A 13503-nucleotide genomic window follows, 5' to 3' on the forward strand; every position below is an offset into this window, starting at 1 on the left:
TGTCAATACATTTATCACTATTTTGATAACTGATTTTCTAAAATTGCTACGATCGTTTCTAAGCCTTGCTGATCTTCCTTTGAAAAACGATTTTTTATAGGCGCATCAATATCTAACACACCAATGATTTTTTTATTTTTATGGATAGGAACAACAATTTCAGATTTACTATTTGCATCACAAGCAATATGGCCAGGAAAGGCATGCACATCTGTTACTAATTGTGTTTTGTCTTCTGATACCGCTGTGCCACAAACGCCTTTACCTATAGCGATATGCACACAAGCTGGATGGCCTTGGAAGGGACCTAAGATGAGTTCGTTATTTTCTATTAAATAAAACCCAACCCAGTTCACCTGGTCTAATGTATCATTGAGTAAAGCAGACGTATTACTTAAGATGGCGATTAAATTTGTTTCATCTTCAATTAGACTAGTAAGTTGTTTTTTTAGCAAAGTGTAATTTGTTTCTTTGATAACTGTCATAACTGTACCTCATTCAATTATTTTACAAATAAGTATAAAGTGAAAAAAATATTCTATCAATTCATTTAATTCTATTTTAATGAACGGTAAAGTTACGTTATAATGATGATAATATAGGAGGAGAATGAGATGGCTGTAATCATTATATTAGCAATACTAATTATCATATTGATTGCTGTTGGCGTTATGTTCTACATGCGATCTAGCAAGAGAAAAATTCTAGAAGAAGCAGAAGAACGTAAATTAAAAGTCCAACAACTACCTTTTGAAGAAAACTTAGATAAGCTTTCTGAATTAAACTTAAAAGGTGAAACTAGAACTAAATATGATGCATTAAAACAAGACACCCTAGATCACACAAATAATTATCTAGCACCAGTTGAAGATAAGATTCATGATGCTGAAATTCAACTTGATAAATTTCAATTTTCAGGTGCGCAAATGGATATTGATGATGCGCATGAATTGATGGATAGATACGAAGCGAGTTATCAAGCTCAAGTAAAAGACGTAAACGAAATCATAACTTTACATAAGGAAAACGAAGAAGTTTATAACAAATGTAAAACGGATTATCGTGAAATGAAACGTGATGTATTAGCAAATAGACATCAATTTGGGGAAGCGGCAGCACCCCTTGAAAAACAAATTGAATCATTTGAGCCTGAACTAGAGCAGTATGACATGCTTAAAAGTGAAGGTAATTACGTTCAAGCGCATAATCATATTATGGGATTAAGCGAGTCAATGAATGAAACAAAAGAATATATGGCTGAGATTCCAGAATTAATTCGAGAAGCGCAAAAAGAATTGCCAGGTCAATTCCAAGATTTAAAATATGGTTGTAGAGATTTAAAAGCGAATGGCTATGACTTAGATCATGTGAAAATTGATGGGACATTACAAAGCTTAAAAACAGAGTTGAATTTCGTTGAACCAATGATTAGTCGTTTGGAATTGGATGAAGCGAATAATAAACTTCAACAAATCAATGATAAGCTTGATGAAATGTATGATTTAATCGAACATGAAGTAAAAGCTAAAAATGAAGTAGAAGAAACAAAAGAAGACATTACTAATGAATTATTCAAAGCAAGAGAAATGAACTATACACTAAGAACTGAAATTGATTATATTCGTGAGAACTACTTCATTAATGAAAGTGATGTTCATAGTATTCGCCAACATGAGAATGAAATTCAAAATTTAGTGGCTGTATATGATGATATTCTTAAAGAAATGTCTAAGTCTGCAGTAAGATATAGTGAAGTTAAAGATAATCTAGAATATCTAGATGACCATGTAAAAGTCATTAACGAAAAACAAGAAAAATTACAAAATCATCTTATTCAAATGAGAGAAGATGAAGCAGATGCGGAAGACAATCTTTTAAGAATCCAATCTAAAAAAGAAGAAGTATATCGTAGATTGCTTGCTTCTAATTTAACAAGTGTTCCGGAACGCTTTGTTATTATGAAAAATGAAATTGACCATGAAGTTAGAGATGTAAATGATCAATTTAGCGAACGTCCAATTCATGTGAAGCATTTAAAAGATAGAGTATCAAAAATTGTGATTCAAATGAATACATTTGAAGACGAAGCAAATGATGTTCTAGTTAATGCAGTTTATGCTGAACGTTTAATTCAATATGGTAATCGCTACCGTAAAGATTATAACAATGTAGATAAAAGTTTAAATGAAGCAGAACGTTTGTTTAAAAATAATCGATATAAACGTTCAATTGAAATTTCAGAACAGGCACTTGAAAGTGTCGAACCTGGCATCACAAAATACATTGAAGACGAAATTACAAAAGAATAGACTTTAGAACATAAAATAGGCATATATCCTTAAAATTAGGATATATGCCTAAATTTATAGGCAAAATAAATTTAAAGATTAAGACTGATAGAAAACCCTCGTCAATCGAGGAGATGAAATGCGTAACGACGGTCATTTTTCTTGTGAAAAGGAACACCTGAGCTAAAGCTCATGTGTAAGTACCACTAACTTCTAAAGAAGAAGTGGTGCTTTAAGGCACGTATGAGGTGACGATGAGTGAAAGGGTTTGTCTACAGACTTAGGCATGTATCCTAAAAATTATAGAATACATGCCTTTAAATTTTGTTAAAAAATAGTATAATGCTTTAGTGTCTATTTTTAAGAATTATAAAAGGGGATTGAGACAAAAGTATTTGTGCTCTGGGCACCGATTAACGGCGTTCCAAAAGCAGGATTTTCGGCAGAGGCCTTTACAATTCGACAAAAATTGAGAAACAATTTTGCTCATTGTTCAGTTCTGCTCAAATCCTAAACGCTTTTGTCTCGACCTCTGTGTTAGATAGTTTATTTGATTTGAAAGTGAGTGTTGCAAATGATTTATTTGGATAATGCCGCAACTACTAAACCTCATAAAGAAGTGTTAGATTCGTTTGTTAAAGTGAATGAATCTGTTTATTATAATCCAAATAGCCCGCATAAAATGGGCTTACAAGCTGAAAAAGTTTTAAATCAAGCGAAAGAACGTATTAATCAACTTTTATTCGGCAAACAACCATTTGATGTCATATTTACAAGTGGGGCAACAGAATCTAACAATATTGCCTTAAAAGGTGTAGCATTACGTAAAAAACAATTTGCGAATGAAATTATTACTTCTGTTTTAGAACATCCTTCTGTATTAGAAGTGATGCGCTATCTTGAAACACAGGGTTTTGTTTTGAAATATGTAAATATTAACGAAAATGGTCAAATAGATGTAGAACATCTATCTTCTTTAATGAATGATAAAGTAGGACTAGTAACATGTATGTATGTGAATAATATTATGGGACAAATTCAACCTATTGCTCAAATAGTAGAAGTATTAAAACAGTATCCTAAGGCGCACTTACATGTAGATGCTGTTCAAGCTTTAGGCAAAGTGCCAATGACCTTAACAGGTGTGAATAGTGTAAGTTTTAGTGGACATAAATTTAATGGTCTGAAAGGACAAGGTTTATTATTAATAGACAATAAAGCGAAACTTGAGCCTATCGTTCATGGTGGAGGACAAGAATATGGTATCCGAAGTGGTACAGTCAATCTTGCTATGGATGTGTCATTAGTGAAAGCAATTGATTTAGCTGTAAGTAATTTAGATGAACGCTACAATAAGTTAAAGTCATTTAATAAAGAGTTACGCTCGTTTTTTAAAGACTATAAAGGTATTTATGTTAATTCTCCAGAAGATGGAGCCCCTCAAATTTTGAATATTGCTTTTCCTGGTGTGAAAGGTGAAGTCCTCGTAAATGCATTTTCAAAACTCGATATCATGGTCTCAACGACAAGTGCTTGTTCATCAAAACGTGGTAAGTTAAATGAAGTATTATTAGGAATGAATATTCGTGAGGATAAAATAGAGGGTAGTATACGATTATCACTGGGGGATACTACTACGAAAGAAGATATTAATCAATTTAAAGAAAGATTTGAAACAATATATACTGAAGTAAAGGAGTTGCTTAAATAAATGAAATTCGATCATTTATTAGTAAGGTATGGCGAAATAACATTAAAAGGAAGCAATCGAAAAAAATTCGTCAACGCTTTAAAAGATAATGTGAATCGTTCATTACAGTCACTTGATGGTACACATGTATATGGTAAAAGAGATAGAATGTATATCACACTAACAGATGAAGCTGATGCTCAAGAAGTCATCTCTCGTGTCACTAAAATTTTTGGGATTAAATCTGTAAGTCCAGTTCATAAAACAACTCAAGAATTGGAAGATATTAAAAACTTATGTGTAGAACTTGCACAAGAGTTTAATAGTGGAGATACATTTAAAATAGATGTTAAACGTGTCGATAAATCATTCCCACTTGATACGTATGAATTACAAAGAGAATTAGGTGGCACAATATTAAATGCAACTGAAGATCTTACTGTGGATGTTAAGCAACCAACTCATAACGTAAGAGTAGAAGTACGTATGGATGGCGTCTATATTTACACAGAAGTATATGAAGGTGCAGGAGGTTTACCAGTAGGAACTGGAGGAAAAACATTGCTAATGCTTTCAGGAGGCATTGATTCACCTGTAGCTGGAATGGAAATTATGAAACGTGGTGTTAGAATTGAAGCGATTCATTTTCATAGCCCTCCATTTACTAGTGAAAAAGCAAAAGATAAAGTAATTGAATTAACGCGTATATTATCTGAACGTGTAGGTCCAATTAAACTGCATATTGTTCCGTTTACTGAACTTCAAAAACAAATTAATAAAGTTGTCCATCCGAGATATACGATAACTTCAACACGACGCATGATGCTTAGAGTCGCTGATATTGTATTAGAACGTATCGGCGGACATGCGATTGTTAACGGAGAAAACTTAGGACAAGTTGCCAGTCAAACGTTAAAAAGTATGTATGCTATCAATAACGTGACATCTACGCCAATTTTACGTCCACTTGTTTCGCTTGATAAAGAAGATATTGTCAAAAAAGCACGTGAAATTGGAACATTTGATGTGTCAATTCAACCATATGAAGATTGTTGTACAATATTTACACCTAAAAATCCTGTCACAGAGCCAGATTTCGATAAAGTCATTAAATACGAAAGCGTATATAATTTTGATGAAATGGTTCAACGTGCTGCAGATAATGTTGAAACAATTACAATTAGTAAGGATTATAAGAGTGAAAAAGATAAAGATGCTGATGCATTAATAGATGAATTATTCTAAAATTAGTTTAAATAAAAACAAATTTTTGGGGATGGATTAATGGATATCAGTTTGGATATGATTATTATCATTATAGTTTTTGGCTTTGTAGCCGCTTTTATTGATGCAGTGGTAGGAGGGGGTGGGTTAATCTCTATTCCCGCATTACTCGCTGTAGGGATGCCACCAGCACTTGCATTAGGCACCAATAAATTAGCGAGTTCATTTGGCTCGTTAACCAGTGCGATTAAATTTATTCGTTCAGGAAAAGTAGATTTATCAATTGTACTAAAACTTTTTCCATTTATATTTGTGTTTTCAGCGGGTGGTGCAAGTCTAGCGACGTTTTTACCAGCCGAAGTTCTAAAGCCACTTGTTATCGTTATATTAACACTTGTTTTAATTTACACGATATTTAAAAAAGATTGGGGAGATGTGCGCACCTTTTCTAAATTGACCTTTGGTAAAGCTATTATTTTTGTTGGCTTATTATTATTAATAGGATTTTACGATGGTTTTTTAGGTGGAGGAACAGGCTCCTTTATGTTATTTGTTTTATTAATGTTTGGATTTGATTTTTTAAGCGCTGCTGGCAATGCGAAAGTACTCAACTTCGCTTCAAATATAGGAGCGTTAATCCTTTTCATTATTTTAGGACAAGTTGATTTCGTGTATGGGTTAATAATGGGTGTAAGTATGATTTTTGGTTCATATTTGGGCGCTCAATTAGCTATAAGTAAAGGTGTCGGCTATGTGAAATTATTATTTATTATAGTCACTGCACTATTAATTTTGAAAAACACATACGATTATATTATGCAATTACTAGGGAAATAGTACTTTCAATTTATTGAGTCTAAGCATGTAATAGTATCAATTAATTGATTTAAGATTTACTACTGTCGTATTATTTATTATAGATAGAATTTAAAATCAATCTTGGAGGTCATAACAACATGGCACAAATTACTTTTAAAAATAATCCTATTCATTTATTAGGAACAGAGGTTTCAGAAGGACAACAAGCTCCAGATTTTAAAGTATTAGATAATGATTTAAATGAAGTAGATTTAAGTCATTTTGAAGGGCAAAAGAAATTAATCAGCGTAGTACCTTCAATTGATACGGGTGTATGTGATCAACAAACACGTAAATTTAACGAGGAAGCTTCTCAAGAAGATGGTGTCGTTTTAACTATTTCAGCTGACTTACCATTTGCTCAAAAAAGATGGTGTGCGTCTAATGGTTTAGACAATGTTATTACTTTAAGCGACCATAAAGACTTATCTTTCGGTGAGAATTACGGTGTAGTAATGGAAGAGTTACGTCTCTTAGCACGTTCAGTTTTCGTTTTAGACAAAGAGAACAAAGTAGTTTATAAAGAATTAGTAAGTGAGGGTACGGATTATCCTAACTTTGAAGCGGCTTTAGAGGCTTATCGTAATATTTAATGATTGCATAAATAAATGTTTAAAAAGACATAAATTCAAGTGTCCATATTTATTTCAAAAACAAGAATGTAGAAAGAGATGTTACATTTTAAAGAAATAAAATTTATGGACGCTTTTTTGTTGGAAAGGAAGTTTATATGACTGAAGAACAAACTATTATGGAAACATTATTCCGTACTTTAGATGAGAAAGCTAAAACTTTAAATGAAGAAAATGGCCAAAGTTTTATTGAAAATTTAGGTTTAGCTATGGAAGATGTTTATCAAAATAAAAGAGAGTTACTCGAACAAGCAACGTTACAAGATAGACGTAAAGCATTTCAATTTGCTTATTTAAGTCTTTTACAAGAAGAAACAATTCAAGCGAATCATCAAATTACTCCTGATTCAATAGGATTGATATTAGGATTCTTAGTTCAAAAGTTTACAAAAGACAGTGATGAACTACATATTGTTGACATTGCAAGTGGGGCAGGACATTTAAGTGCTTCAGTTAATGAAGTGTTAAAAGAGACGACAGTCATGCATCACTTAATTGAAGTGGATCCCGTCTTATCTAGAGTAAGTGTACATCTAGCAAACTTCTTAGAAATACCATTTGATGTCTATCCTCAAGATGCGATTATGCCGTTACCTTTAGAAGAAGCAGATGTCGTTATTGGAGATTTCCCAATTGGGTATTATCCAGTGGATGAACGTAGCAAAGAAATGAAATTAGGCTTTAAAGAAGGTCATAGTTATTCTCATCACTTATTAATTGAGCAAGCTATTACAGCTTTAAAAGCTACTGGATATGCCTTTTTAGTCGTACCTAGCAATATTTTTGAAGATGAGAATGTAAAACAGTTAGAAAATTTCATTGCTACAGAAACAGAAATGCAAGCGTTTCTTAATTTACCTAAGACTTTATTTAAAAATGAGAAAGCGCGTAAATCTATTTTAATTTTACAAAAGAAAAAAGTAAATGAAACTAAGCCAGTAGAAGTCTTACTTGCTAATATTCCAGACTTCAAAAATCCAAATCAATTTCAAGGATTTATTAGTGAGTTAAATCAATGGATGGATGAAAATCATCATAAAAAATAAACTGTCATATTCTTGAATTATAACTGTATTAATGGTTAAATAAATATGGATATTTAATTAATAAATTGGAGGACAATAATTTATGTCTAAATTAGTTTTAGCGATTAATGCTGGTAGTTCTTCTTTGAAATTCCAACTTATTAGAATGCCTGAAGAAGAATTAGTTACTAAAGGATTAATCGAACGTATTGGTATTAAAGATTCAATTTTTACTGTTGAAGTTAACGGTGAAAAAGTTAAAGAAGTTCGCGATATTAAAGATCACGAAGAAGCAATTAACATCATGTTAGATAGCTTCAAAAAACATGGTATCATCGAAGATATTAATGATATTGTTGGTACTGGTCACCGCGTTGTACACGGTGGTGAATTATTCCCTGAATCAGCTTTAGTAACTGACGAAGTGGAACAACAAATTGAATCACTAAGTGAATTAGCACCATTACACAACCCTGCTAACTTAATGGGTATTCGTGCATTCAGAAAATTATTACCAAACATTCCTCACGTAGCTGTGTTTGATACTTCATTCCATCAAACTATGCCTGAGCAATCATACTTATACAGCTTACCTTACCAATATTACGAAGATTATGGTATTCGTAAATATGGCTTCCACGGTACAAGTCATAAGTATGTATCACAACGTGCGGCTGCAATTTTAGATAAACCAATTGAAGAATTACGTATTATTTCTTGTCATATTGGTAACGGTGCATCTATCGCAGCTGTTGATGGTGGAGAGTCTATCGATACTTCAATGGGATTCACTCCATTAGCAGGTGTAACAATGGGTACACGTTCTGGTAACATTGACCCAGCGTTAATTCCATTCATTATGCAAAAAACAGATCAAACTGCTGAAGAAGTATTAAATGTATTAAATAAAGAATCTGGTTTACTTGGTATCTCAGGTACTTCAAGTGACTTACGTGACCTTGAAAGTGATGCTGAAGAAGGTAAAGAACGTGCTCAATTAGCACTAGACGTTTTCGCTTCAAGAATCCACAAATACATTGGTTCTTATGCTACTAGAATGCATGGCGTAGACGTTATTGTCTTCACTGCTGGTGTAGGTGAAAATTCATCAACAGTACGTGCTAAAGTATTAGAAGGTTTAGAATTCATGGGTGTTTATTGGGATCCTAAGAAAAATGAAGCTATTCGTGGCGAAGAAGCTTTCATTAACTACCCACATTCACCAGTAAAAGTAATTGTAATTCCAACTAACGAAGAAGTTATGATTGCAAGAGACACTGTAAAATTCGGTGAATTATAATATATAATATTGGCCATGATTATGTCTTTTAAAGATGTGATCATGGCATTTTTTATGACGTTATTGAAATAGAAAAGGGCACCTATGGAAACAAGGTGCCCTTTTAAAAATTAAATAATTATTTTGAAATTATGAATATTGTTGTCTAAATTCTGGTGTAGCCACTTCTGGATGGAAGTCTTCTGGGATTTCTTCAGTACGTACTACTAATACATCACAAGGTGAGTGACGTACGATAGCTTCAGATACAGAACCGACAATAAATCGTTCTACTGCATTTAAACCTGAAGTACCACACATAATTAAATCTACCTTAAGTTCGCTTGCTAATTTTTTAGGGATAATAGCTTTAGGTGAACCAAATTCTAAGCGTGTTTCTACATTAGCTACTCCAGCACGTGTTGCTACTTCTTGATAACCTTTTAATAACTCTTCAGAGAAACCACGAGATTTCTCAGTGAATTGTGCATCATAAACTTCATATGAAGAATATGTTCTTGAATCAATAATGTTTACAATAGTTAATTTGGCGTCGTTACGTTTAGCTACGTCTACAGCTTTGTTGAAAGCCCACTCTGCTTCGTGTGAACCATCAACTGCGATTAAAATGTTTTTATAAGTTAACATCTTAATAACCCCCTTAGCTTTTCTTACTTATAGTTTACCACAACTTTCAGAATATTTAATATTTATATTTTAACAATAATGTGTACATTTTCTGATTGCGCTTTCATTGGTTTAGCGTTACGATAGTGTTGGAGGTGGATGGAATGAAAATTGGTATTCCAAAAGAAATAAAAAACAACGAAAACAGAGTTGGTTTATCACCAAGTGGTGTACATGCATTAGTTGAACAAGGACATACAGTTCTTGTGGAAAAAGATGCAGGTTTAGGTTCATACTTTGAAGATGTAGATTACGAAAAAGCAGGTGCAGAAATCGTATCTGATCAATCTTCAGCTTGGGATGTAGAAATGGTTATCAAAGTTAAAGAACCTTTAGAAGAAGAGTATAAATACTTCAGAGAAGGATTAATCTTATTCACATACTTACATCTAGCTAATGAAGAAAAATTAACTCAAGCGTTAGTTGATAATAAAGTAGTAGGTATTGCATACGAAACGGTTCAATTACCTGACCGTTCATTACCATTATTAACACCAATGAGTGAAGTAGCAGGACGTATGTCTGCTCAAGTAGGTTCAGAATTCTTACAAAAAATTAACGGCGGAATGGGAATTTTACTTGGCGGAGTACCTGGAGTACCAAAAGGTAAAGTAACTATCATCGGTGGCGGTCAAGCTGGTACTAATGCTGCTAAAATCGCTTTAGGTTTAGGTGCAGATGTTACTATCTTAGACGTTAATCCTAAACGTTTAGCGGAATTAGAAGATTTATTTGATGGTCGTGTAAACACGATTATGTCTAATCCATTAAATATCGAAGAAGCGGTTAAACAAAGTGATTTAGTTATCGGTGCCGTTCTTATTCCTGGTGCTAAAGCGCCAAGCTTAGTAACTGAAGATATGATTAAAGAAATGAAAGACGGTTCAGTAATCGTTGATATCGCTATCGACCAAGGTGGTATCTTTGAAACAACTGATAAGATCACTACTCATGATGATCCTACTTACGTTAAACATGGTGTAGTTCATTATGCTGTTGCAAATATGCCAGGTGCCGTACCACGTACATCTACAATCGCTTTAAATAATGCAACATTACCTTATGCTCAATTATTAGCAAATAAAGGTTACCGTGAAGCATTTAAAGCTAACCATGCATTATCTTTAGGTCTAAATACTTATAAAGGTCATGTCACTCATAAAGGTGTAGCTGAAGCATTTAATTTAGAATACACTACTATTGAAGACGCTTTAAAAGAAGACTAATCGATTATATTAAAATAAAAATCCAGTTGAGAGGGAATTACCTATCTCAACTGGATTTTTAATTATTTTTCATAATGAGTTAGAATTTCATAACCATCTTCAGTCACTAATATATCATCTTCGATACGAACCCCCGCTACGCCGGGTACATAAATGCCAGGTTCAATAGTAATGACCATGCCTACTTCTAACTTGTTATTGTTTGTACTTGAAACATCTTGATATTCATGTTCCTCAAGTCCTAAACCATGACCTAGGCGGTGAGGGAAATAATCACCATAACCAGCATTTGAGATGATATCACGTGCAACTTTGTCAATTTCATTTAATGGCACACCCGCTTGAATTGATTGAATCGCTTCTGTTTCGGCTTCCAACACAATATTATAAATTTCTTGAGCTTTGTCTGAAGGTGTTCCAAATTTTACAGTACGCGTCATATCACTACAGTAATGATTGTAAATAACACCTAAATCGAACAGAACATATTCATTATCATTTAATGTTCGATCACCTGGTGTCCCATGAGGAGAAGCGGCATGATCACCGAATAAAACCATAGTGTCAAAACTCATTTCACTCACACCGAACTTTTTAATTTCATTTTCAATATGATTAACAACTTCTCGTTCTGAAACGCCAACTTCTAAGAAATTAACGCCAATTTCAATGCATTTATCAGCTAACTCAGCTGCTTTCTTAATGTCATTAATTTCATCATTATTCTTAATATTTCTTAAATTTTTAATCGTCTGATCAATGTCACCATATTCAGTGACATTGAAATTTTCAGTAAGTTCACGTTGACGTTTAACAGTTAAATGTTCACTTTCGATTAATAATTTGCTAAACGAATGGGGTTCTATATCAAATGGATTTTCTGTATCTAAGTAACCAATGATTTTACCGTCAAAAGATGACGCTTTAGCCTCTTCAACTTCCATTTTAGGACAATAAAGTGTCTTTTCGCCTGAGGCAGTAATTAACACTGCTAATAATCTTTCGTGAGGTTCACTTCTATAACCTGTAAAATAAAAGACATTAAGTGGAGTTGTAATCCATGCGGCATCAGCATTTTCGTTATGTAACGCTTTAGTAATTTCATCTATCTTAGTCATAAAACAATTCTCCTCCTTCAATACTTTGACTTTAATTTTACGTCTAAAACAGAATTAATTCAAAATTATTGAATAATTTCAGAAGAGACTTCTTTTATATTTTTCTGAAAATGTAAACAAGAGTTGATACGTTTTCTCAGGCATTTTAGTTAAAAAGTGTTATAAAATTTATTTGCTAGGGTATACTACAATTAAACAAGCTATTAGGAGGCTATCAATATGAAACTTTCATTTCATGGTCAATCTACTATTTATTTCGAAGGAAATGGAAAAAAAGTAATTGTAGATCCGTTTATATCTGGAAATGACAATTGTGATTTAGATGAACAAAGATTAGATGTGGATTACATTATCTTAACGCATGGTCATGCTGATCACTTTGGCGATGTAGTTGAGCTTGCTAACCGTAACCATGCTACTGTTATTGGTTCAGCAGAATTACAAGGTTATTTATCAACATATCATGGTGTTGAGAATGTTCACGGTATGAATATTGGAGGCAAAGCGAAGTTTGATTTTGGTACGATTAAATATGTTCAAGCATTCCACAGTTCAAGCTTCACGCACGAAGATGGTATTCCAGTTTATCTAGGTATGCCAATGGGTGTGATTATTGAAACTGAAGGTAAAACAATTTATCACACTGGAGACACAGGTTTATTTAGTGATATGAAATTAATTGCAGAACGCCATCCTGTAGATGTTTGTTTTGTACCAATTGGTGATAACTTTACAATGGGTATTGATGATGCTAGCTATGCAATTAATGAATTTATCAAACCTAAAATTTCAGTACCAATTCACTACAATACTTTTCCATTAATCGAACAAAACCCTCAAGAATTTAAAGATGCAGTAACAGAAGGGGAAGTTCAAATTTTAAAACCTGGTGAATCTGTAGAGTTTTAATATAAATAGATAAAATAATGTTGAATTCTTGGTTTACGATAAACAGAAAAACTCCTATTATATGAGTGGACAATACATGTTTTAAGTCACTCTATAATAGGAGTTTTCTAATAGTGAATAAAGTCATTTAACAATTAATACTGGAATAGTTGCACGTTTAGCTACTTTATGGCTTACACTACCAAGTACAAATTTCTTTTGAAGCTCTGCTTTACGGTTACTTAATACAACGATTTCGTATTTACCGCTATTGGCATGTTTTACAAGTTCATCTTTAGGATTGCCTCGAACTATAATTTGATCATATTTAATGCCATAATCATCTAAAATATTGCGTGTTTTTTCAAGTTCTTCGCTACGTTTATCAGTTAATTCATCTAGATGTGTACCTGCTTTGATAGAAGCTTGAGCATCTTGTTCTCCAATTGCATTAAGAATCGTAACTACCGTATCTTCACCTGCTAATTTTGATACTTCTTTTAACGCTTTCTCATTTTTTAAATGAGTATCGACACCTAATAATATATGTTTATACATAGGACATTCCTCCTTTAATATAATTATATA

At 32.9% G+C, this 13503-nt stretch carries 13 protein-coding genes; 9 read left to right on the forward strand and 4 right to left on the reverse strand.

Going from position 1 to position 13503, the window contains the following annotated elements; all coding sequences use genetic code 11:
• Window positions 1–17: 17 nt before the first annotated feature.
• Window positions 18–485, reverse strand: coding sequence for a GAF domain-containing protein (locus tag MT340_RS05905; RefSeq protein ID WP_243603665.1), 468 nt, complete (start codon window positions 483–485; stop codon window positions 18–20).
• A gap of 129 nt (window positions 486–614) precedes the next feature.
• Here MT340_RS05905 and ezrA point away from each other — a divergent pair, with 129 nt between their 5' ends.
• The 7 genes from ezrA (at window position 615) to MT340_RS05940 (ending at window position 9017) form a co-directional block, all read left to right on the forward strand.
• Window positions 615–2309 (forward strand): septation ring formation regulator EzrA, encoded by a 1695-nt coding sequence (gene ezrA, locus MT340_RS05910; protein WP_243589158.1) that lies wholly within the window; start codon window positions 615–617, stop codon window positions 2307–2309.
• 553 nt (window positions 2310–2862) lie between these two features.
• Window positions 2863–3999, forward strand: a complete 1137-nt coding sequence (locus MT340_RS05915; RefSeq protein WP_243589159.1) for a cysteine desulfurase family protein — start codon at window positions 2863–2865, stop codon at window positions 3997–3999.
• On the forward strand, window positions 4000–5223 hold the full coding sequence (gene thiI / locus MT340_RS05920; RefSeq protein ID WP_243603666.1) for a tRNA uracil 4-sulfurtransferase ThiI: 1224 nt from the start codon (window positions 4000–4002) through the stop codon (window positions 5221–5223).
• A 39-nt stretch (window positions 5224–5262) separates the two neighbouring features.
• Window positions 5263–6039 (forward strand): TSUP family transporter, encoded by a 777-nt coding sequence (locus MT340_RS05925; RefSeq protein ID WP_243589161.1) that lies wholly within the window; start codon window positions 5263–5265, stop codon window positions 6037–6039.
• A gap of 119 nt (window positions 6040–6158) precedes the next feature.
• Complete coding sequence (gene tpx / locus MT340_RS05930) at window positions 6159–6653, forward strand: thiol peroxidase (RefSeq protein ID WP_243589162.1); 495 nt, start codon at window positions 6159–6161, stop codon at window positions 6651–6653.
• 137 nt (window positions 6654–6790) lie between these two features.
• Entirely contained in the window at window positions 6791–7738 is a 948-nt protein-coding gene (locus MT340_RS05935; protein WP_243603667.1) for a class I SAM-dependent methyltransferase, read from the forward strand.
• Between the two features lie 82 nt (window positions 7739–7820).
• Entirely contained in the window at window positions 7821–9017 is a 1197-nt protein-coding gene (locus MT340_RS05940; protein WP_243589164.1) for an acetate kinase, read from the forward strand.
• A gap of 129 nt (window positions 9018–9146) precedes the next feature.
• Here the strand turns inward: MT340_RS05940 and MT340_RS05945 are convergent, their stop codons facing one another.
• Window positions 9147–9644 carry a universal stress protein gene (locus MT340_RS05945; RefSeq protein WP_242241194.1) on the reverse strand — a complete coding sequence of 166 codons (498 nt, stop codon included), beginning with the start codon at window positions 9642–9644 and terminating at the stop codon, window positions 9147–9149.
• 143 nt (window positions 9645–9787) lie between these two features.
• On the opposite strand from MT340_RS05945, the gene ald reads away from it, so the two are divergent.
• Window positions 9788–10909: an alanine dehydrogenase gene (gene ald, locus MT340_RS05950; protein ID WP_243589165.1), complete on the forward strand. Its 1122-nt coding sequence runs from the start codon at window positions 9788–9790 to the stop codon at window positions 10907–10909.
• A gap of 62 nt (window positions 10910–10971) precedes the next feature.
• On the opposite strand, the gene MT340_RS05955 is transcribed toward ald, so the two are convergent.
• Window positions 10972–12027 (reverse strand): M24 family metallopeptidase, encoded by a 1056-nt coding sequence (locus MT340_RS05955; protein WP_243603668.1) that lies wholly within the window; start codon window positions 12025–12027, stop codon window positions 10972–10974.
• 219 nt (window positions 12028–12246) lie between these two features.
• Between MT340_RS05955 and MT340_RS05960 the strand changes: the two genes are divergently transcribed.
• Window positions 12247–12936, forward strand: coding sequence for a metal-dependent hydrolase (locus MT340_RS05960; protein ID WP_243603669.1), 690 nt, complete (start codon window positions 12247–12249; stop codon window positions 12934–12936).
• Window positions 12937–13059: 123 nt separating this feature from the next.
• On the opposite strand, the gene MT340_RS05965 is transcribed toward MT340_RS05960, so the two are convergent.
• Window positions 13060–13473: a universal stress protein gene (locus MT340_RS05965; protein ID WP_243589167.1), complete on the reverse strand. Its 414-nt coding sequence runs from the start codon at window positions 13471–13473 to the stop codon at window positions 13060–13062.
• Window positions 13474–13503: the final 30 nt, after the last annotated feature.

This window comes from Staphylococcus sp. NRL 16/872 (genome assembly GCF_022815905.2).
GTDB lineage: Bacteria > Bacillota > Bacilli > Staphylococcales > Staphylococcaceae > Staphylococcus.